The organism is Aeromonas sp. SrichE-2G (assembly GCF_017939565.1).
Lineage (GTDB): Bacteria > Pseudomonadota > Gammaproteobacteria > Enterobacterales > Aeromonadaceae > Aeromonas > Aeromonas taiwanensis.
In genome coordinates this window covers 189,583-209,884 of sequence record NZ_JAGKRG010000004.1, presented here as the reverse complement: position 1 = coordinate 209,884, position 20,302 = coordinate 189,583, and the positions used below count along the sequence as shown (strand labels likewise).

Annotated in this window: 21 protein-coding genes, 1 tRNA gene and 1 other annotated feature; of the genes, 7 read left to right on the top strand and 15 right to left on the bottom strand. The window is 63.4% G+C overall.

The window, feature by feature from the left end; all coding sequences use genetic code 11:
* Position 1: 1 nt before the first annotated feature.
* The 12 genes from J9885_RS03010 to J9885_RS02955 all read right to left on the bottom strand — a co-directional run bounded on the left by J9885_RS03010 (position 2) and on the right by J9885_RS02955 (position 11,044).
* Positions 2 to 1,258: a cyclopropane-fatty-acyl-phospholipid synthase family protein gene (locus J9885_RS03010; RefSeq protein ID WP_210548052.1), complete on the bottom strand. Its 1,257-nt coding sequence runs from the start codon at positions 1,256 to 1,258 to the stop codon at positions 2 to 4.
* Positions 1,258 to 2,034 (bottom strand): DUF1365 domain-containing protein, encoded by a 777-nt coding sequence (locus J9885_RS03005; RefSeq protein WP_210548051.1) that lies wholly within the window; start codon positions 2,032 to 2,034, stop codon positions 1,258 to 1,260. The genes J9885_RS03010 and J9885_RS03005 overlap by 1 nt, the downstream gene beginning before the upstream one ends.
* Positions 2,031 to 3,290 (bottom strand): FAD-dependent oxidoreductase, encoded by a 1,260-nt coding sequence (locus J9885_RS03000; RefSeq protein ID WP_210548050.1) that lies wholly within the window; start codon positions 3,288 to 3,290, stop codon positions 2,031 to 2,033. The genes J9885_RS03005 and J9885_RS03000 overlap by 4 nt, the downstream gene beginning before the upstream one ends.
* Positions 3,287 to 4,021, bottom strand: coding sequence for an SDR family NAD(P)-dependent oxidoreductase (locus J9885_RS02995; RefSeq protein WP_210548049.1), 735 nt, complete (start codon positions 4,019 to 4,021; stop codon positions 3,287 to 3,289). Before J9885_RS02995 ends, J9885_RS03000 begins: the two co-directional genes overlap by 4 nt.
* The gene (locus tag J9885_RS02990) at positions 4,018 to 4,446 is read right to left on the bottom strand and encodes a nuclear transport factor 2 family protein (protein WP_134696898.1); all 429 of its coding nucleotides are present in this window, start codon (positions 4,444 to 4,446) and stop codon (positions 4,018 to 4,020) included. The genes J9885_RS02995 and J9885_RS02990 overlap by 4 nt, the downstream gene beginning before the upstream one ends.
* Before the next feature lies 1 nt (position 4,447).
* A complete protein-coding gene (phrB, locus tag J9885_RS02985) occupies positions 4,448 to 5,872 on the bottom strand; it encodes a deoxyribodipyrimidine photo-lyase (protein WP_210548048.1) in 1,425 nt (474 codons plus the stop codon).
* Entirely contained in the window at positions 5,869 to 6,756 is an 888-nt protein-coding gene (locus J9885_RS02980) for a MerR family transcriptional regulator (protein WP_210548047.1), read from the bottom strand. Before J9885_RS02980 ends, phrB begins: the two co-directional genes overlap by 4 nt.
* Positions 6,757 to 6,895: 139 nt before the next feature.
* Positions 6,896 to 7,840 (bottom strand): DUF523 and DUF1722 domain-containing protein, encoded by a 945-nt coding sequence (locus J9885_RS02975; RefSeq protein ID WP_210548046.1) that lies wholly within the window; start codon positions 7,838 to 7,840, stop codon positions 6,896 to 6,898.
* A 173-nt stretch (positions 7,841 to 8,013) separates the two neighbouring features.
* Positions 8,014 to 8,643, bottom strand: a complete 630-nt coding sequence (locus J9885_RS02970) for an autotransporter (protein WP_134696894.1) — start codon at positions 8,641 to 8,643, stop codon at positions 8,014 to 8,016.
* 178 nt (positions 8,644 to 8,821) lie between these two features.
* A complete protein-coding gene (locus tag J9885_RS02965; protein WP_210548045.1) occupies positions 8,822 to 9,376 on the bottom strand; it encodes a DUF3157 family protein in 555 nt (184 codons plus the stop codon).
* Between the two features lie 94 nt (positions 9,377 to 9,470).
* Positions 9,471 to 10,301 (bottom strand): hypothetical protein, encoded by an 831-nt coding sequence (locus J9885_RS02960; RefSeq protein WP_210548044.1) that lies wholly within the window; start codon positions 10,299 to 10,301, stop codon positions 9,471 to 9,473.
* A 143-nt stretch (positions 10,302 to 10,444) separates the two neighbouring features.
* Positions 10,445 to 11,044: an HAD family phosphatase gene (locus J9885_RS02955; RefSeq protein ID WP_210548043.1), complete on the bottom strand. Its 600-nt coding sequence runs from the start codon at positions 11,042 to 11,044 to the stop codon at positions 10,445 to 10,447.
* Between the two features lie 163 nt (positions 11,045 to 11,207).
* Positions 11,208 to 11,341 (top strand) — a sequence feature (Phe leader region).
* 38 nt (positions 11,342 to 11,379) lie between these two features.
* Here J9885_RS02955 and pheA point away from each other — a divergent pair.
* The gene (gene pheA / locus J9885_RS02950; protein WP_043758512.1) at positions 11,380 to 12,552 is read left to right on the top strand and encodes a prephenate dehydratase; all 1,173 of its coding nucleotides are present in this window, start codon (positions 11,380 to 11,382) and stop codon (positions 12,550 to 12,552) included.
* Between the two features lie 107 nt (positions 12,553 to 12,659).
* On the opposite strand, the gene J9885_RS02945 is transcribed toward pheA, so the two are convergent.
* Positions 12,660 to 13,085: an LPP20 family lipoprotein gene (locus J9885_RS02945; RefSeq protein WP_134696891.1), complete on the bottom strand. Its 426-nt coding sequence runs from the start codon at positions 13,083 to 13,085 to the stop codon at positions 12,660 to 12,662.
* Between the two features lie 13 nt (positions 13,086 to 13,098).
* Positions 13,099 to 13,719 carry a FlgO family outer membrane protein gene (locus J9885_RS02940; protein WP_210548042.1) on the bottom strand — a complete coding sequence of 207 codons (621 nt, stop codon included), beginning with the start codon at positions 13,717 to 13,719 and terminating at the stop codon, positions 13,099 to 13,101.
* Positions 13,720 to 13,982: 263 nt separating this feature from the next.
* Here J9885_RS02940 and J9885_RS02935 point away from each other — a divergent pair, with 263 nt between their 5' ends.
* Positions 13,983 to 15,134 carry a flagellar assembly protein FlgT gene (locus tag J9885_RS02935; protein WP_134696890.1) on the top strand — a complete coding sequence of 384 codons (1,152 nt, stop codon included), beginning with the start codon at positions 13,983 to 13,985 and terminating at the stop codon, positions 15,132 to 15,134.
* A gap of 50 nt (positions 15,135 to 15,184) precedes the next feature.
* Positions 15,185 to 15,261: transfer RNA gene (locus J9885_RS02930), tRNA-Arg, on the top strand.
* A gap of 418 nt (positions 15,262 to 15,679) precedes the next feature.
* Here the strand turns inward: J9885_RS02930 and J9885_RS02925 are convergent.
* Positions 15,680 to 16,249, bottom strand: a complete 570-nt coding sequence (locus tag J9885_RS02925; protein WP_210548041.1) for an MSMEG_1061 family FMN-dependent PPOX-type flavoprotein — start codon at positions 16,247 to 16,249, stop codon at positions 15,680 to 15,682.
* A gap of 177 nt (positions 16,250 to 16,426) precedes the next feature.
* Between J9885_RS02925 and J9885_RS02920 the strand changes: the two genes are divergently transcribed.
* From J9885_RS02920 to J9885_RS02905, 4 genes are read left to right on the top strand one after another with little or no spacing between them, the layout of a single operon-like run.
* A complete protein-coding gene (locus J9885_RS02920) occupies positions 16,427 to 17,404 on the top strand; it encodes an iron-siderophore ABC transporter substrate-binding protein (RefSeq protein WP_210548040.1) in 978 nt (325 codons plus the stop codon).
* A 5-nt stretch (positions 17,405 to 17,409) separates the two neighbouring features.
* Positions 17,410 to 18,438, top strand: a complete 1,029-nt coding sequence (locus J9885_RS02915) for an iron ABC transporter permease (protein WP_210548039.1) — start codon at positions 17,410 to 17,412, stop codon at positions 18,436 to 18,438.
* The gene (locus J9885_RS02910; protein WP_210548038.1) at positions 18,438 to 19,478 is read left to right on the top strand and encodes an iron ABC transporter permease; all 1,041 of its coding nucleotides are present in this window, start codon (positions 18,438 to 18,440) and stop codon (positions 19,476 to 19,478) included. Before J9885_RS02915 ends, J9885_RS02910 begins: the two co-directional genes overlap by 1 nt.
* The gene (locus J9885_RS02905; RefSeq protein WP_349237373.1) at positions 19,475 to 20,284 is read left to right on the top strand and encodes an ABC transporter ATP-binding protein; all 810 of its coding nucleotides are present in this window, start codon (positions 19,475 to 19,477) and stop codon (positions 20,282 to 20,284) included. The genes J9885_RS02910 and J9885_RS02905 overlap by 4 nt, the downstream gene beginning before the upstream one ends.
* Positions 20,285 to 20,302 lie beyond the last annotated feature (18 nt).

Below are 20,302 nucleotides of genomic sequence, written 5' to 3'. Positions count from 1 at the left end.
GTCAGCGACCGCTTACTGGCAGGTCTCCGGTCCAGCCATGGGGCCCCGGCTTGGCCGCCTCCAGTTGTACCAAGCTGATGGCCCGCTCCCAGAAGCCCCCTTCGCAATAGGCGAAGTAGAAGTGCCACAGCCGGATGAAGTCCTGGCTGTAGCCGAGCCTCGGCAGCTCGGGGGCCAGCGCCAGGAAGCGCTCGCACCAGTGGGCCAGGGTGCGGGCATAGTGATGGCCGTGATCGTGCAGCCGCACCAGCTGCATGTCGGTCTCCCGCGCCAGCAACCCCGCCATCTGGGAGACGCAGGGCAGGCACCCCCCCGGGAAGATGTAGCGCTGGATGAAGTCCACCCCGCGCAGATACTGGGCGTGACGCTGATCGGCGATGGTGATGGCCTGGATCAGCAGGCGGCCACCGGGCTTGAGCAGGCGCGACAGCTGGCGGAAGTAGTCGGGCAGAAAGGCGTGCCCCACCGCCTCGATCATCTCGATGGAGACCAGCTTGTCATAGGTGCCTTCCAGCTTGCGGTAGTCTTCCAGCAGCAGGGTGATGCGATCCCCCAGCCCCTCACGCTCGATCCACGCCTTGGCATAGTCGTGCTGGGCCCGGGAGATGGTGGTGGTGGTGACCCGGCAACCATGGTGACGGGCGGCATAGACGGCAAGCCCGCCCCAGCCGGTACCTATCTCCAGCAGGTGATCGTCCGGCCCCAGTTCGAGCCGCTCGCAGATGGTGCGCAGCTTGGCCAGCTGCCCCTCCTCCAGAGTGGCATCCAGGTGGGGATAGATGGCGCTCGAATACTGCATGTGGCTGTCGAGAAAGCCCTGATAGAGGGCGTTGCCGAGATCGTAGTGGGCGGCGATGTTGGATCTCGACCCGGTCAGGGTATTGCGGTTAAGCCAGTGACGCACCTTGTTGAAGGGGAAGCTGAGCCAGCCGAGGCGCCGCTCCAGGTTGTCGAGCAGCGCCAGGTTGCGGGCCAGCAGCCGCACCAGCGCCACCGGATCCGGGCTGGTCCAGAGCCCCTCTACCCAGGTTTCCCCGGCTGCGATACTGCCTCCCAGCAGCAGGCGACGATAAAACGCGGGATCCTGCACCACCACCTCGGCGTGCAGATCGCTGCCTACTGCGCCGAAGCTCTGACGCTCGCCGCCATCGCGCAGCAGCAATTGGCCATGTTCGAGGCGCCCAAGCAGCCTGAGCAGCAATTGCCTGGCCACCTTGTCGATGAAAGAGGCAGAGAGGGTTGATTGAGCAAGTTCCATTAGCGGCTCTCCGGGTGGGTGAAGATGGGCGTTCGTTTGATGAAAAGGCGCAGGGCCTGCCAGTAGATCCCGAGCAGCACCCTCAGGGTCATCCAGGGCCATCGGGCCAGCAGCGCCGCCAGCCCCTGGCGCGACAGCGGTGCCCGACGCAGGGCCAGAGTGGCGTCAAACAGCTTCGCCTCACCGGATACGGGGTGACTCTCGATATGGATCAATGCCTCCTCCTTCGGCGGCCGGATGCGCCAGTGGTAGCGCATGGCCAGCCCCATGAAGGGGGAGACGTGAAAATCCTTGTCGTGGGGGACGAGCGCCGCCAGATCCAGCAGGTAGTAGTGACGCTGGTTCCAGGGGGTATTGGACACCTCCGCCAGCAGGTAGCGGGTCTCTCCCGCCCGATCGCAGAAGTAGAAGTTGACCGGGCTGAAATAAAACCCGAGGCAGCGCACGTTGCCAAGCAGCAGCACCCGCCCCCCGGGCTCGGCCTCGCCACCCAGTTCGGCCACCTTGTCCCAGACCGCCTGCTTGAGGGGCCCCTCGCTGCCTCTCAGGTAGTCCTCGCGGCGAAACGAAAGCAGCCCCGTCCGTTCCACGGCAAACCAGCGCCCCTGCTCGAGCCCGGGCAGTTCGTCCAGATCCAGCCCCAGCATGAAGAGGCTGTATGAAAAAGCGTGAGCCCTGGGGGCGAAGCGGCGATGGCGCACCGAGCCCTGCCAGATGGCGCTGACCCCCTCCCCCATTTCCTCGTCCCCTTGCGTCAAGACTGCGGCGCCGCTCATAGCTCGGCCCCGAAGCGTCTGGCCACGTCCAGGGCGCTGCGCACCCCGTCCTCATGAAACCCGTTGTACCAGTAAGCACCGCAGAAGTGGGTGTGCTGTCGGCCGCAGATCTCCCCCCGTTGCTGCTGGGCGGTGATGGAGGCCTGATTGAATACCGGATGATGATAGACGAAACGGCGCAGCACCTTGCGCTCGTCCACCCACCCACGGGGATTGAGGCTGACGCAAAAGGGTTCTGGCGAACTCACCCCCTGCAGGATGTTCATGTTGTAGCTCACCAGGGGCCGCGCCCCGTCATCCTCGCCGAGCCGGTAATTCCAGCTCGCCCACGCCTTGCGGCGCACGGGCAGGCAGGAGGCATCGGTGTGCAGCCAGACATCGTTGGCCTGATAGGGCATGGCGCCGAGAATGGCCCTCTCACCGTCGCTCGCATCCGTCAGCAGGGTCAGCGCCTGATCGCTGTGGCAGGCGAGGATCACCTCGTCAAACCGCTCCTCCCCATGGCTGCTCTGGAGCAGCACCCCGTCCGTCTGGCGCCGGATCCCCTGCACCGGACAGGCGAGGCGGATGCGCGACTGCCAACCGGCCGTGAGCGGGCCTATGTATTCCCGCGAACCGCCGGGGATCACATACCACTGGGGCCGGTTCGCCACCTCGAGCAAGCCGTGGTTGGCGAAAAAGCGCAGGAAGAAACTCAAGGGGAAGGCGCGCATGTCAGCCAGGGTGGATGACCAGATGGCCGCCCCCATGGGCAGGATGTAGTGACGGGCGAAGTAGTCGCTAAACGCCCCCGCCTGCAGAAAGTCCCCCAGGGTCAGCGCGAGGCCAGCCCCCTGCTGCGGCCCATCGGCCAGCCAGGCCCGCGCCTCCCGGTTGAAGCGCAGGATCTCGGCGACGAAGCGATAGAAACGCAGACTCAGCAGGTTGCTGCGCTGGGCGAACAGGGTGTCCAGGTTGTGGCCGTTGTACTCCAGTCCCTCGGGGCTCTTGACCGAAAAACTCATCTCGGCGGGTTGGCGCCCCACCCCGATCCGTGTCAGCAATTTGAGGAAGTTGGGGTAGGTGCGGTCGTTGAAGACGATGAAGCCGGTGTCGATGGCGTAACCTCTCCCCCCCTGCTCCACCTCGACGGTGGCGGTGTGGCCTCCCAGGGTCGCTGCTGCCTCGAACAGGGTGACATCGTGCAGCTTGTGGAGCAGAAAACCGGCGGTGAGACCGGAAATACCGGAGCCGACGATGGCGATCTTTTTCTTCATGAAGGGCGTCCTTTCGAAACGAGTGTGCGGCCAAGGCGCAGCCAGAGCCCCGTTGGCAGGGCGCCGAGCAGGCGCAGCAGCCAGATGAAGCGGCGGGGAAAGTGGATCTGGTGGCGGCCCGCTGCCAGCCCCGCCATGATGGCGCGGGAAGCCTCTTCCACCGTCACCAGACAGGGCATGGGAAAATCATTCTTGTCGGTGAGCGGCGTCTGCACGAAGCCCGGGCGGATCAGGGTCACCCCTATGCCCTTGCTGGCCAGATCCAGGCGCAACGTATCCGCCAGATAGTCGAGGGCGGCCTTGGAGGCACCATAGGCTTCCGCCCTTGGCAGGGGCAGCCAGCTTACCGAGGAGCTGACGATGGCCAGCCGTGCCCCCTGCCCCAAGCGCGGCAAAAAGGCGGCCAGGGCGTTGCCGGTGGCGATGAGGTTGATTTCGATGACCCGGGCAAACAGGGCGCCGTCAAAGCCCTCTGCCGGGTCCATGTATTCGCAGTTGCCCGCATTGAGGATCAGCAGGTCAAGGGGGGGCAGGCTGGCGGCGATCCCCGTCATGGCCGCGCTGTCGCGGGCGTCGAACCCCAGGGGCGTGACCCCCTCGTCGGCCAGTGCCTGCAGGCGCTCCTCGTCCCGACCGCAGCCCCACACTTCCCAGCCCGCACGCCGATAATCCAGCGCCAGCTGGCGGCCGATACCGGAAGTGGCACCGGTGATCAGCACCCGGCCGCTCATGCCCCCAGCCTCCCCTTGAGGGTGCGCACCACGGGGCCCAGCAGCGGCAACTGTTCGTAGAGCATGGCGCCGAGATCGAAATAGTCCCGGTGCAGGCACACCTTGCCTTCCTCGTCGAACTCGAGGCGGGTGGCCCCCTCCACCGTCACCGGGGCGCCGCCGCGCAGCCTGGGGTGGGAGAAGGTCATGGTCCAGCCGAGCCAGGCCTGCCGCCCCTGCTGCAACTGGCTGGTGATGACGAAGCGACAGTAGGCCAGACGCCGATAGAGGGCGGAAAAATAGTCGGTGAGCGCCGCCAGCCCCTCGATGCGGTGGGCGGGATCGGTAAAGAGCACCTCGCTTGCATAGACCTCGGGCAAGCGGTGCAGCTCGTCTCTGTCCAGCTGCTGATAGAGGGCGACAAAGCGGGCCAGCGGCTCATCCATGCTAGTTTCTCTCCAGTTCGCGAAACATCTCGATGGCCCTCACCCGTGCAACGGCGTGGTCCACCATGGGGGCCGGATAATCCTGTCGCCCCTTGAGCCGCAGCCAGTCGTGGGGCTGGTGCACATAAGCCGGGGGGATTTCGGCAAGTTCAGTTACCCAGGTACGGATAAACTCCCCTTGTGGATCAAATCGTTGCCCCTGGGTGGTGGGGTTGAAGACCCTGAAATAGGGCGCCGCATCGGCCCCGGTCCCCGCCGCCCACTGCCAGCCGCCGTTGTTGGCCGCCAGATCCCCGTCGATGAGCCGACTCATGAAATAGTCCTCCCCGAGTCGCCAGTGGATATGAAGATCCTTGGTGAGGAAGCTCGCCACTATCATCCGCAGCCGGTTGTGCATCCAGCCGGTGGCGTTGAGGCAGCGCATGGCCGCATCGACGATGGGGTAGCCGGTACGCCCCTCGCACCAGGCGGCGAAGGCATCCGGATCCCAGCTCCAGGGCAGGGCCGATGTCTCCGGTTTGAAAGGGCGATTCATGGAGAGGCTCGGGATCCGCACCAGCAGGTGGCGGTAGAACTCGCGCCAGATGAGCTCGTTGAGCCAGACAAAGCCGGGCTGGGCCTTCGACTGGGGCCGGTAACCGAGGCGCTGCTGCAGCGCCCCCACGCATTGGCGCGCACTGATGATGCCGGCCGCCAGATAGGGGGAGAGTACGGACGTGCCCGCCATGGCGGGAAAATCCCGGGTCTCGCCATAATCGAGCACCGCCTGATCCAGAAAAGCGTGCAACCGGCGGATCGCCTCTGACTCTCCCACCGGCCAGCGGGGGTCTGCCGTCAGCTCGCCAAGGGCAGCATCAACGAAGCCCCGCTCGGCCAGCGGCTGCCACACCAGCGGCTCGCCGCGGGGTGCGGGGGCACGGTGAATGACGAAGCCATCCTCCTCGAGGGCCTTGAGCCAGGCGCGGCTGAAGGGGGTAAAGACCTTGAACATCTCCCCCGACCCGGTCAGCACCCGCCCCGGCGGCAGCACGCAGCAGCCGTTGAACCAGTGGCTGGTCATGCCCTGCTCCGCCAGCGCGGCGGTAACCGCCTGGTCGCGGCGCAGCTCGTCTATCTCGATGGCCTGGTTGGCATAGAGCTCGCTCACTTCGAGTTCGCGACAAAGATCTGCCAGCGCCGCCGGCACCTCGGCAAAGGTCTCGACCCGCAGCAGATGCAGCGGGATGCCAAGGGCCGCCAGCTCGTGGCCCAGCACATCCACCTGCGCCAGCAGGAAGCGCTGGCGGACCGGGGCCAGCTTGTGCTGCCGCCACTGGGTGGGGGAGAGGATAAAGAGCGCGGCGACCGGCTCATCACTGGCGCAGGCATGCCGCAGCGCCGGGTTGTCGGCCAGACGCAAGTCGTTGCGAAACCAGACCAGCCTCATGATGGTTTTCTCCCGCCCTTGCCCTTCGTCTTGGCCGTGCGATGGGTCGCACTGGCCTCGGCCAGGGTGGCGTGCCAGTGCCGGGCACGCAGCCACTCCTCGTCGTAGAGGCGTCCCAGCTCGCCAAAGAAGCGGGTGCCGGCAGGCCACCCGGCGGCCAGATCCTGCTTGCCGAGCCCGGCCCCCAGCAGTATCAGCCAGGGGGGAGTGGCGCGCCCTTCCAGCAGGGCAACATGGCGCGGCTCCACCGCCCCCAGCAGTTGCACCTCATAACCCTGGCTGATGAGCTCATAAGCGGCCCAGACCAGATCCAGCGGCCCCACCTGCCCCCAGCTCGCCAGGGTAACCGGTACGCCCTTCTCCTGCTCGATGAGGTGGCGGGCGAAGCGGGTATGAAGCCAGCCCAGCCACACCTGCTGCAGCAGTTCGCCATCCGGTCGCTCGCGCCACAGCCCCAGTAGCCGCTCCACCAGAGGTTGCAGCACCCGGCTGCGCACCAGCTCGAAGGGGTAGCTCGCCAGCAGGTCGTTCAGTTCGGCCTCCGCCTTGCGCTGGTTGAAGGCGAGCAGCGCAAGGCTGAACTGCTCCAGGGTCTGCTGCCAGTGATCGCTCACCGGCGCACTCTGGGGTTCGCTCAGGAGCCCCTTCACCTGGCCTATGCTCACCCCCCGCTCCAGCCAGCTCAGGATCTCCCCTATCTGGCGGATATCCTGTTCGCTGTAGAGGCGGTGCCCTTTCTCGGTGCGGGCCGGCTGCACCAGGCCGTAGCGGCGCTGCCAGGCACGCAGGGTGACGGCATTGACGCCGGTGAGGCGGGAGACCTCGCGAATGGGGTAGACGCCCTCATCGGGGAGAGGCGCGGCTGCTTGCGATTCATCAGACATGACAGTGTCCATCAAAGATTGGGAGAGCGGCCCCGGCCATCGGCCGGGACCCGCACAGGGCATTCAGAGCCCGTAACGCGGCTTGAGCGTGTCGGGATGAAGGTCGAGGTAGACCTGCTCAGCTGTACAAAACCGCATTTCAGAGCCCGTAGCGCAGCTTCAGCGTGTCGGGGTGCGGATTGAGGTACACCTGCTCGGCGAGATAGGGGTTGGGGTACTCGCGCAGGTAGTGGCGGATCAGGGTGAGGGGCACCAGCAGCGGGAAGAGGCCGGTGCGGTATTTGTCGATCGCCTCGCACAGCTCCTGCTTCTGGGCCGGGGTCAGCACCCGCTTGAAGTAGCCTTGCAGGTGCATCAGCACATTGGTGTGACTGCGGCGGTTGGCGCGAAGGGTCAGCGCAGCCATCAGTCCCTTGATGTAGCTGTCGGCTACCTCCTGCAGGTCTGCCTTGGCCAGGTTGCCGAGCAGCTTGCCGAGTGCCCGGTAGTGGGTGGTGGCGTGGGAGAGCACCAGGTACTTGTAGCGGGAGTGGAAGCGGATCAGGGCTGAGGCGGTGATCCCCCGGGCACAGAGCTGCTGCCAGTCGTGATAGGCGAAGACCCGCAGCACGAAGTTCTCCCGCAGTATGGGATCACACAGGCGACCGTCCTCCTCCACCGGCAGCAAGGGGTTGGCTTCCATCAGCGCCTTGGCAAAGAGGCCGACCCCCTCCTTGGCGCTCCCCTCGTTGTTGGCGCCATAGATGCGCACCCGCTCCATGCCGCAGCTGGGAGATTTGGCGCAGAGGATGTAACCGGAGAGAAAGTCGAGCTGGCGCGCCTTCTGCTCGCTGAAGGCGATAAGCCGATCGGTGACGTCAAAGCTGCCGTTGCTCGCCTCGGCACGGATCTCGCCCTGGCGCTTCACCAGCCGGATGGCGGCGCGGGGTGCGCCGAGGCCGATGGCCATCTCGGGGCAGACGGGGTGATAGTCGAAATGGGGGCCGAGATCCCGCTCACAGAAGCTGGAACGTTTGTGACCCCCATCGAAGCGCACCTCCTGACCGAGCAGACAGGCGCTGATACCGACCTTAATCTTGTACATGATGACACCCCTTGTATAAGCCTTACTTTCGTTATAGCAGTTATACAAAAAAATGAAAGTTGTATAACTATTGCGGACTGATACGGCGCATGCGTGAAGGGTGGATCACCGGCAAACAAAAAAGCCCATGACCGGGGTCATGGGCAAATAGGAAGACACTACAGGATGGAAGATCAGAAGCTGTATTTCACACCCAGGCTGGAGATGGAGCCTTTTTGCAGATCCCAGTTGCGGTAGGTGTAATCGGCGGTGAGGGCCAGGTTCTGGGTCAGCTTGTAGGCCGCCCCCGCCTTGAAGTCGTGCATGTCGTCGGTCATGTTGGCGTAGCGGTAGCCGGTGGAGAGCTCCACCGCGCCGATGTCGTAGCGCAGACCCACTTCACCGTACAGGCTGCCGCTCTGCTTGCGGGCCAGGGTATCCCAGCCGGAGTGGTTCACGTCGGAGGCCAGCTCGCGCTCCATGCTGTAACCCATCAGACCGGTTTCACCGTAGAGGTTCAGGCCGGTACTGAGGGGCGTGAAGACACCGACCCCCAGGTTGGAGATGGCCATGCTGTCGTTGCCGCTGCTGCGGGAGGTGTATTCGGTGCCGACCCGGCCATAGACGTTGGTGCCGAAGCTCTTGGAGAGATCCACGCTCAGGCCGCCAAAGTCGCGGTTGTCGCCATCCTTGCCGCCGATGTAGTCAGACTTGGTGTGCGCCCAGGTGGCTGAGCCCTTGGCGTAGCTGAAGGCATCCTGTGCCATGACGGTGGTGGAAGAGAGACCGGCCAGAACCAGAACAGACAGTGCGATCTTTTGCATTTCGTTGACTCCATGTGTTGAGTTAGGCGGACCTAACTGGAATGGGGTCATTGTGACGGGCAAACGGGGAGGCGCCGAGCGGCAAGCTGTTGCCAAACCATGGCAGATGTAAGCGGATGTTGCAGGCCGTTAACGGTGCAACAATCGGCGGGGGAGCGCAGCCTCCCCCGCCACCCTGTCAGCGGAATTCCACCTCGTCGATCTGCACCCGCACCAGCGGCTTGCCGGTGAGGCCGGCAGGGCGGGCCAGCTCGATGGCACGGGACGGGCGCGCCTCCCCCTTGCGCAGATAGGACTCTGGCAGCCGGTTCTCCCCGACCCAGAAACGTGCCGGCTGGGTCGAGAGTTGCACCCCCTCGGCGCTGAACAGGGTCAGGCTGCCGTTCACCCGCACCACATTGCGGCTGCCGCTGTTGCTCACCAGGAACTGCAGGCTGAGGGGATCGTCCCCCGCCATCTGGTCGAGCTTCACCGTGATGCCGTCCCGGGTCGCCTGGGAGAGCAGGTCGGGATTGGCCAGGGCCTGCTCGGTCAGCACGGGAGCCGCCACGCTGGTGGTCACCACCTTGCCGGAACTCGTCTCGGCAGGCTTGATCAGCAGGTATTCCCAGGTGAAGTCATCGTTGAGCTGCACCTGGCGACCGTCGGGCAGGGTGATCTGGTGCAGGGGGGCAGCCTCGGCCAGCAGTGGGCAGAGGCAAAGGGCGACCAGCAATCTGGAGAGGGATTTCATGGGCAGAAACTCGGTAAGGGATGCGAAAGGAGGAGTATAAAGAGTCGGGCCCCCCTTGCCTATGACCCGACTCACGTTGTGCCCCTGCGCGGGATCAGAGGATCAGGGATTGGGGATCCTCGCCCGCGGCGAGATCCAGGGTCACCAGGTCGAAATGGACGCTCTTGAGCGCCTTCTGGATCGTCGGCTGCAGGTCGAACACCAGGGCGCGCAGGCGCTGGGGCACCCTTATCCTCGCCAGGGTGGTGGCCCTGTCCGCCAGGGTGTGGAAGAAGACCTGGGCCCCCTCCAGCCCCATGTCGAACAGCATCTGCTCGGCCATGTCGACCATGTGCAGGTGGCGTCTGTCCAGGCTCGATACGTCGGAGAAGCGCCAGCTCAGGCAGGCCTCCCCTCCCGAGCCCCAGAGCGCCAGCTGCCGCTTGTGGAAACCATAGCGAAAATCCCGGTTCGTCATGCCCTGCTCGGCAAAGATCCAGAGCGTGTTGGCCGGCAGACTGCGAAAGCGACGCAGATACTCCCGCATCTCTTCGACGGAGGCCGACAACAGGATCGGCGGGCCACCGTCCTGCCCGAGGCGTCGGCACAGATAGCGCACCGGATCCGTCACCTCGGCGAGGTGGCCGAGGTGCACGCTGAAGATCATCTCGTCTGTCTTGATCACCTGATGAGGGATGCCGTAGTGCTGGCAGTAACGTCTGGCCCTGGCCACCGAGTTGCGGCTGAGGGTGGGATTGTCCAGGGTCACGGCACGAAAGCGGACCCCGCTGGCCCGACACAGATCCATGCCATAGCAGGATTCCAGGCGGCCGGAGAAGCAGACAAGTAGTTCGCCATATCCTGCCAGGGTATCGATGAGCCTCTGTTCCCTGGCCTGAAAGTGCTGATCGTATCCCCGATTCAGCGCGACTACGTTGGCATCCATCACAACCACTCCGGATGATAAACAGGATGTCATTTTGCGCGCACCAAGCTGAATATACCCTTAAACGGCATGGTTATATTGTATGTTATTTGCTCTAAAGATGAATTTTGCTCATTTTATTCGCCGCAGCGGCAGCGCATTCCTCATGCCGGCAGCAGCCCCTGCCCGACCAGGTGGTCACGGCACCGGACCGGGTCGGTGAAGACCAGTCCCCGCAGGCCGAGGGCCTCGGCCGCCGCCACGTTGGCCGGGCTGTCGTCGATAAAGAGGCAATCGGACGGAACAAGGTCGAACGACACCAGCAGGTAGCGATAGATGTCGGGCTCCGGCTTCATCATGCGCACCCGGGCCGACACCACCTTGCCACTGAAGAAGCGCCAGAAGTCCTGATGCTGCTCCAGCCAGTCGATGCTGGCGTGGCCCATGTTGGAGAGGGCGTAGAGGACATGGCCGGCACTGTGCAGCTCCTCGATGAGCCGCACCATGGCGGGATCCGGCAGCAGGGAGGCCGGCACCGCCTGCAGGATGGCGAGGTTGTCCGCCGCGCTCAGGCCGGTGCGCTCCTCGGCCCGGCGCGCCATGGTGTGCAGGGAGAGAGTGCCGCGGTCCACCTCCAGCCAGTCCGGGTGGTTGAACAACCGCTCCGCCAGCGCCGCCGCCCCCTCGGGGCCCCTCACCGCACTCACTATGCCGACCGGATCCCAGCTCACCACCACCCGACCCAGATCAAAGATAATCGCCATCGTCTCGCCTCCCTCGCCTTGCCCGACAAAATGGGGTCTCAATGGCACTCATCACCCCTCGAACCCCGACCATCTACCCTGCACGGTTCAACGCGCCCGGGCAAGTTTTACTTGCATCACATCGTCAAATCCCTTAATGGTTATGGCGTTACATTCAGGACACTCTCATGCACACACTATTCTTCTTTGTTTTCTCGTTTACCCGGCCCTCATGAGGGAAGGCCCGTCGTCACGTGAACCATTCGCGTAAACAGAAACCAAAGACGAATCGAGCCTCCCCAGCGGAGGCTTTTTTTTGCACAACACACAACAGAAGAATTGGATAGGGAACCACCATGGCAACGCTCGACGAGATCAGACACGACATCACCCAGTTGGATCAGGAGCTGCTCGCCCTGCTGGCCAAGCGCAAGACCCTCAGCATCGAGGTCGCCCGTGCCAAGCAGGCCAACCCCCGCCCCATCCGTGACACCCAGCGCGAGCAGGATCTGCTGGTCGCCCTGATCCAGAAGGGACGCGCCCTCGGACTGGATGCCCAGTACATCACCCGCATCTACCACACCATCATCGAAGACTCCGTGCTCTCCCAGCAGGCCTACCTGCAGAGCCTGCTGAACCCCCAGCAGCAGGAGCCCATGACCAGCGTCGCCTACCTGGGCCCACGTGGTTCCTACTCCAGCCTGGCGGCCCGCAAGTACCTGGCCCGCTACAAGGATCAGGTAATCGAGGTGAACTGCCAGAACTTCCGCGAGGTGCTGGACACGGTGGAGTCTGGCCGCGCCGCCTTCGGGGTGCTGCCCATCGAGAACACCAGCTCGGGCTCCATCAACGAGGTGTATGACGTGATGCAGCACACCACCCTCTCCATCGTGGGTGAACTCACCTACCCCATCGAGCACTGCATCCTCACCGCCGTGCCCACCGAGCTGTCCCGCATCAAGACCTTCTACGCCCACCCCCAGGTGTTCCAGCAGTGCTCCCATTACCTGAGCAAGCTGGAAGGGGCGCGCCACGAGATCTGCGACTCCTCCTCCAGCGCCATGATGAAGGTGAAGGAGCTGGCAAGCCCCGAGGCTGCGGCCATCGGCAGCGCCGCCGGCGGCGAGCTCTATGGCCTCGACGTGCTGGCCGAGCAGCTCGCGAACCAGAAGGAGAACTACAGCCGCTTCATCGTGGTGGCGCGCAAGCCCATCGACGTGGCGCCCCAGATCCCGGCCAAGACCACCCTCATCATGTCCACCTCCCAGAAGCCGGGCTCCCTGGTGGAAGCGCTCCTGGTGCTGCGCAGCCACGAGATCAACATGACCAAGCTGGAATCCCGTCCGGTGCAGGGCAACCCCTGGGAAGAGATGTTCTACCTGGACGTCTCCGCCAACCTGCAAAATCCGGAGATGCAGGCCGCCCTGCTGGAGCTGACCAAGATCACCCGCTACATCAAGGTGCTGGGCTGCTACCCGAGTGAAGACGTCAAGCCGACCGCCGTGCCGCCGGTGCTGATGGGCAGCTGACCCACCAAGGTTGGGCCGGCCTGGGTATCTGCCGGCCGATACCGCCAATGAAAAGGCGACCCTCCGGGGTCGCCTTTTTGTCGTCCATTCGCCTCAACGCTTCGACGTCAGAACTGGCCTGCCATCAGCTGGTTCAGGTGATAGAGGTTGCGGGTGTCGAGCTCCAGCTCGGTGGCATAGGTGTTGCCGCGGGGATAGGTCGCCACCACGCGGGCACCACGCACCATGCCGGCTACCGACACATCCAGGGAGTTGGAGGTCTGGGTCAAGTCCCGGTAGCTGCTCTGGCCGCGCACCTGCTGACCGTTGAGCTGCTCGGCCAGCTCCCGGTAGGCATCCATCTTGGAGGCGCGAATGGCCTGCAGCATCTTCTCGGACTGGGAGGGACCGGGCTGGATGTCGATCACCGCATAGCCCACCGCCTTGAGCACGGGGAAGTCATCGGGCTTCTCGGCCACGTCGTAGTTCACGACACGGTTGCCGCTGCACGCCGTCAGCAACATGGCCATCAGGCAACCCAACAAGATTTTCATCGCTGTTTACTCCTCAGGGGGTCAGGTTGACCAGATGGCCGGACGGGCTCTGGCCCCCCCGCATCAGGTAACCGCGGTTGATGGAAGCCCGGCCAAAGGAGTTGCTGGCGCCGGACAGATACTGTTTCGGGATCAGGCTCTGGGCCGTGGTCTCCACCATTCGGGTGCGCAGATCGATGATGCGGGCGTTGACCAGGATCCCCTGCTGGTTGCGGCTGAAGGTGCCGGTCAGGATGCGGGAGATGGGCAGACGGGACGAAAGATCCTTGTAGTTGCGGCTCATCACGAAGTCACCCTGCGGCGTCACCTGGATGTTGCCCGTGGTCTTGAAGTCCACCACCACCTCGCCGCGCCGGTTCAGCTCGTAGATGAAGCTCTCCTCGATCTGCTGACCCATCCAGTTGGTGTCCTTCAGGGTGTCGAGGTCGACGAAAGACGCGACCGCAATGGGCTCGGTCAGGGTAGTGAGGGACTTGCGCTCCATCAGCTGATCCGTCATGCGGGCCACCAGCCAGTTCAGCTCCATCCCCTTCGCCGCCTGGCGAGGATCCCCCTGATCCCGCTTGATGGGGTCGGTCGACCCGCAACCGGCCAATGCCAGCGCTATCGCCAGCACAGTGATAATTCTCTTCATGGATACCTTTCCTGCATCTGCACCTGACCTGTTATCGGTCGCAAACGCCAACACTTGAGACGGGAATGCACACAGGATCGCCCGAGGATCCGCCCAGTCCCCCTCCTGCCGCCCCAGGCCGGTGGGACGAAGAGGAGCCCCCCATCCCAGGAACAAGGCATGGATCTTGCTTTTATTTGCCTGCCCGGTGCGCATCGGGCTGTGTCCAGGATCCCCTGCCCGCCTCGTCGCGGCCCAGGGGCCATCTATTCAAGGTGTCCGTCATGAAAGTATCGCTGCTGTTAACCCTGCTGCTGGCCAGCCTGTCGGCCCGGGCCGAGCTTATCGAAGCCCAGGGCAGTGCCGCCATCCTGGGGGGGGACGAGGTCTATGCCCGCGAGCAGGCGACCCGGGATGCGCTGCGCCAGGCTCTGCTGGCCAGCGGGGCATCCGTCTCCAGCATCCAGCGCCTGGAAAATGGCAGCCTGCGCTCGGAGCAGATCCAGATCCGCTCCGGCGGCGACATCCGCCAATACCGCCTCAAGCGTGAAGAGGTGCGCAATGGCCGCATGTACATCACGCTGGTGGCCGACATCCAGGCCGAGCGCCAGATCTGCCAGACCCAGCACTACGCCAAGGATTTGACGCTGGTCCGCCTGCGTATGCGCTACCCGGATCAGGCCAGCACCGGCGCCCTGGACGACATGCCCGCCGATCTCTCCCGCCGCCTGTTCGAGACCCTGGCCGCCACGCCCCAGGTGGTCGCCCGACAGTGGCTCGACGAAAACCTGCGCATCGACCCCCTCCATCTGCAGCAGGGGGATCGCAGCGCCCTCGAGGAGATCAAGGCCCTGAGCCTGCGCACCGACAGCCAGTACCTGGTGCTTGGCAGCATCGACGATCTCTCCCTCGAGCCCCAGGGCAACGCCCTGACCAGCTGGTACGAGGATCCCGTGCGCAATTTTCGCATGCAGCTCTACCTGTTTGACGGCATCAACGGCACCCTGCTCGGCCGCAAGGAGTACCAGGGGCGCGCCAACTGGACCTTCTCCAAGCGGGAGCAGGTCGGCAGCAGCGGCGGCCTGTTCTGGCAGTCGAGCTACGGCCAGGAGGTGAGCTACCAGCTGAAGGAGGCGGCCCAGGACATCGTCGCCGAACTCGCCTGCGCCCCCGTGACCGCCCGGATCGTAGCCCAGCATGAACGCGGTCCCCACATCAACCTGGGCCGTCGCAACGGCGTCAAGCTCGGCGACCAGTTCCGCGTGCAGCACAGCGCCGACTTCGTCGATCCCTACGGCAAGTCCCGGGTGATGCGCAATCCCGCCGACGGTCTGTTCGAGGTGGTCCAGGTGTTCGAGGATGGCGCCGTCATCAGCAGCCAGAACAAATATTCGCCGTTCAACGTCCAAATCGGTGATTTGGCCGTATTGGAATAGGAATCAAGGGTTTAAAAGCACAAGGCTTCTTGTATAATGCCCGCCACAAGGTTCCCGTAGCTCAGCAGGATAGAGCGGTCCCCTCCTAAGGGACAGGCCACTGGTTCGACTCCAGTCGGGAACGCCATACAAAACAAGGGGTTGGCATCGTCATGGTGCCAACCCCTTGATCGTTTCCGGCACCGGCACGGAGTTATCTGGGCCGCTGCCCCTCGGCCCCTCCCTTCTCCGCAGGGCCGAGGCTCGCTCGACGCACTCAACCATGCTCCCCTGGCAAACAACCGCCGCGTTTTGCCGCCTAACGGCGCCATCCAGAAACCAGAGGACCCATGCCCTCCTTTTTTTGCGCCGGTTTATTTGAGCGGGCAGCGTTCCGGAAAGCCATCCTTGCGAAAGGGCAGTATTACGGCCCCAACACGCTCCGACATTTAAATACCGCTCACCAGGGATATATCGTCATTTATATATTCCATCCGCCATGTCGCCACCCATTTAGATGGCGAACACCTTGCTTATTTCGTCATGCTTTTCATGAGAAATAAATATCAGCCGCGCTGATGTTTTTCGACCTGCTGCTCCTTGATGATGGTGAGCAGTGATGGCAGGAATTCACGGGACTGATACGTGCTCTGGCTCCATATATCGGCCTTCATCAAGGCTTTGGGACAGTGAAACAGCAGGGTTTCGACGGCCACCTTGATAACCAGCTTGGGTACTGTATTCCCATCCAGACAGAATTCACGACTCTTTTCGTCAACATGAATGGAGGCCGTCCCCCGGATCCTGACGATATCGTCGATGCCCGGCACCACGAACAGCATGCCGACCCTTGGATTTTTCAGCAGATTGGTCAGGGTATCCAGACGGTTATTTCCCGGGCTGTCGGGAAAAGCCAGAGTATTATCATCGAGCACTTTGACAAACCCCGCCTCACCGCCGCGAGGGGAAATATCCAGAAAGCCGCCGCTCGTCTGGGATGACAAAAAAAACAGGGTGCTATTTTCAATAAAGGTCCGGGTGTGTTTATCAATATGGTGAAGGTCCTTCGCTACCGCCAACGGTGCCGGCTGGCTGTAAAGTTCCCTGAGTTGTTCCAGTGTTGTTATCTGACTCATCGTATGCATTCTCTTTGGTTATCGGTCATGAATTATTTGTAATTAATACCGGCTTGCAGCTCACTTCTAACTGCTAATAGTTTCCATTATCATAATCTGGTTCATGATAACGAGCCTTGAGTCGCCCCCGCAATCAAATAGTGATTCGATTGAGTAGAAGCCAAATTGATGCTTAATATGAAAGCCATGGTCATTACCCTTGTATTGGCCCTGACCAGCCCCCTGTGCCTGGCAGAAAATAATGTCAGTTATCCCATCACGATTAACCATGCGTTTGGCACCACTGTCATTGCGAAAAAACCGCTGCGCGTGGCGACGGTGGCCTGGGCCAATCATGAAGTGCCGTTGGCACTGGGGATTGTTCCGGTAGGTTTCGCGGCCGCGAAATTTGGCGATGACGACGGGGACGGTGTATTGCCCTGGGTGAAGGCTCAACTGGACTCATTGCATACCCCCATCCCCACACTGTTTGACGAGGGGGATGGCATCGACTTCGAAGCCGTTGCCGCCACCGAGCCCGACGTGATCCTGGCTGCCTATTCCGGATTGAGCCGCTCGGATTACGACACCCTGAGCATGATTGCCCCCGTGGTCGCCTATCCCGACGCCCCCTGGGCAACGGACTGGCGCAGCATGATCCGCATCAACAGCCTGGGGTTGGGCAGGGTGCAGGAAGGAGAGGCGCTCATCCAGCGGATTGAGCAGGATATTGCCCGGCGTCTCGCTCGCTATCCGGAGCTTCGCAACAAGAGCGCCATGTTCATTACCCACCTCGACCCCACCGATCTGAGCGTACTGCGCTTCTACACGGCGAACGATTCTCGCGTCAAATTCTTTGCCGATCTGGGCCTCACCTCCCCCGGCAGCATCGCGGCACTCAGCCGCTCCGGGCAATTCTCCGGAGAGGCCAGCATCGAGCAGGTCGATGCCTTCGATGACGTCGATATCTTTGTCACCTATGGCGGGAAGGCCTTGCTCGATCCGCTGTCTGCCAACCCGCTGATGGCCAGGATGCGCGCCGTCAAGCAGGGCTCCATGGTCATGCTGGGGGGCGGCCCCCTGGCGACGGCCGCAAATCCCACACCGTTGTCCATCCCCTGGGTGCTCGACGATTATCTGGAGGCGTTGGCAGCGGCTGCTCGCAAGGTGCAATGAGCGGCATGTCATCACTAAGGCGCCCAGCCTGCGCCCCCTTCCCGCGGCTCAACCGCTCAACCAGCCTGGTCATGCTGATCCTGGTGCTGGTCATGCTCAGCCTGCTGTCGGTGACCTTCGGCACCCGCGCGGTCTCCTGGGCGGAGATCGCCGGTGCACTGCAGGGACAGGCCAACACCCTGGGGGAGGCCGCCGTCGCCATGCGCATTCCCCGTACCCTGCTGGCCGTGATGGTGGGCGCCGCCCTGGGCCTGGCCGGGGCCGTCATGCAAGGGGTGACCCGCAACCCGCTGGCAGACCCGGGCATTCTCGGCGTCAACATCGGGGCCGCCTTCTTCGTGGTGATCGGCCTCGCGTGGTTTGGTATCGATCAGCTGCACAGCTATGTGTGGATGGCGATCCTGGGCTCCGCGGTGACGGCGGCCTTCGTCTACACCATAGGCTCCATGGGACGCGGCGGGGCAACCCCCCTGAAACTGGCGCTGGCCGGCGCCGCGACCTCGGCCGCGCTGTCCTGCTTTACGCTGGCGGTCGTCCTGCCTCGCAACGACATCGCGGGCGGCGTGCGCTCCTGGCAGATCGGCGGCGTTGGCGGCGCCACCTTCGAGGCCATGCAATATGTGCTGCCCTTCATGCTGGCTGGCTTGCTCATCACGGTGGCGACCGCGAGAAAGCTGAACTCCCTGGCCCTCGGGGACGATCTTGCCGCCGGCCTGGGTGAAAACGTGGCCTGGGCCAGAGGGAGTGCCGGACTCGGCGCCATCTTGCTGTGTGGCGCCGCCACCGCCATCTGTGGGCCCATCGGTTTTGTGGGCCTGGTGGTGCCCCATTTCTGCCGGCTGCTCGTGGGGGTGGATCACCGGTGGCTGCTGCCCTTCTCCGCTCTCGGTGGTGCCAGTCTGCTGGTGCTCTCCGATCTTGTCGGCCGCATGATTGCCCGCCCCAGCGAACTGGCGGTCGGGGTGGTGACGGCCTTTATCGGTGCCCCCTTCTTCATCTGGGTCGTCCGTCGTCAGCGGGTCAGGGAGCTGTGATGAGTGAATGTATGGCCCTGAGTGGCCAGGTCAAAGCGGTACGCGTGCTGCGCTCCCGCTGCTGGATGCGTGTTGTCTGTACGCTGCTGGCCATAGCAGCGGCAGCCTGGTGGCTCACTCTGCTACTGGGGCAGTCTTACACGCCCCCCGCAGTCGTCTGGCAAGTGCTCAATGGCGAGCCTGTCCCGGGCGCCAGTTTCACCGTGGGGCAACTGCGTTTGCCGCGCGCGCTGATCTCCCTGCTGGTCGGCATGAGTTTTGGCATGGCGGGGGTCGCGTTTCAAACCATGCTGCGCAACCCCCTGGCCAGCCCGGACATCGTCGGCGTGTCATCGGGGGCCAGTGCCGCCGCCGTCTTCGCTATCGTGGTGCTGAGGCTGGACGGCACCGCCATCGCCCTCTTTTCCATCGCAGCCGGATTAGGGGTGGCCCTGTCGGTCTACGGACTCTCCTACCGCAACGGGGTCGCCGGGACCCGGCTCATCCTGATCGGCATAGGCGTGTCGGCCATGATCGAGAGCGTCATCGCCTATCTGCTCTCCCGGGCCAGTTCATGGGATCTGCAGGAGGCGATGCGCTGGCTTGCCGGCAGCGTCAACGCCGTCCAGCTCCATCAGGCCTTGCCATTGCTGTTCTCTCTGGTCCTGTTTGGTGGGGTGTTGCTGCATCGCGGCAAGGACATCGAGGCCTTGCGACTCGGGGAAGACACGGCCGCGGCATTGGGGGTGAATCTTGGACTGACCCGCCTCCTCGTGATGATGTGCGCCGTGGGATTGATCGCGGTCGCGACGGCGGTGACCGGCCCCATCGCCTTCGTCGCCTTCTTGTCTGGCCCGATTGCGGCACGCATCGTCGGCACGAGCGGCTCGTTATTGATCCCGGCAGCCCTGGTGGGCGCCAGCCTGGTCTTGGTGGGGGATTACATCGGCCAGTTTTTATTGCCGAGCCGCTATCCGGTCGGCGTCGTGACCGGGGCCCTGGGGGCTCCGTATCTGATTTACCTCATCATCCGCGTTAATCGAAAAGGGGGAGCCCTGTGACCATCGCCCATCACATGGTGGTTGAGCAGTTATCTGCCGGCTACGGCGAAAAGACCATCTTGCAGGATGTGGATCTCGGCATCATGCCAGGCAAGATCACCGCCATTGTCGGGGCCAACGCCTGCGGCAAATCGACGCTGCTGCGTACCCTCTCCCGCTTGCTGACCCCGACCCGGGGGCAGGTCCTGCTGGACGGGAAATCCGTTCACCACACCCCCACGCGCCTGCTGGCACGCACCCTGGGCTTGCTGCCTCAATCCCCCATCGCGCCGGAAGGCATCACAGTGGGGGATCTGGTGGGGAGAGGGCGCCATCCCCATCACACCTTCCTGTCCCGCTGGAGCAGCCAGGATGATCAGGCCGTGGCCAACGCCCTGGCCATGACCAAGACCGCAGACCTCATCGACAGGGAGGTGGATCAGCTTTCCGGCGGCCAGCGGCAGCGCGTATGGATTGCGATGGCCCTGGCGCAGGAGACGGACATTCTGCTACTCGATGAGCCGACCACCTTCCTGGATGTCACCCATCAGATTGAGGTGCTGGACCTCCTGGTCGACCTGAATCTGCAGCGGGGGATCACCATAGTGATGGTGCTCCATGATCTCAATCTGGCGGCGCGCTATACAGACTATCTATTGGCGATGAAGGAGGGCCGGGTACATATTCATGGGACGCCCCCCGAGGTGTTCACCCGAGAGATGATTCAGACCGTGTTTGGCTTGCACAACCATATTATTCAAGATCCCGTCTCGAATATTCCCATGATGATCCCGATCGGGCGTCATAAAAATAACCCGCCCCTGTAAACCGTCATCCTACCCATT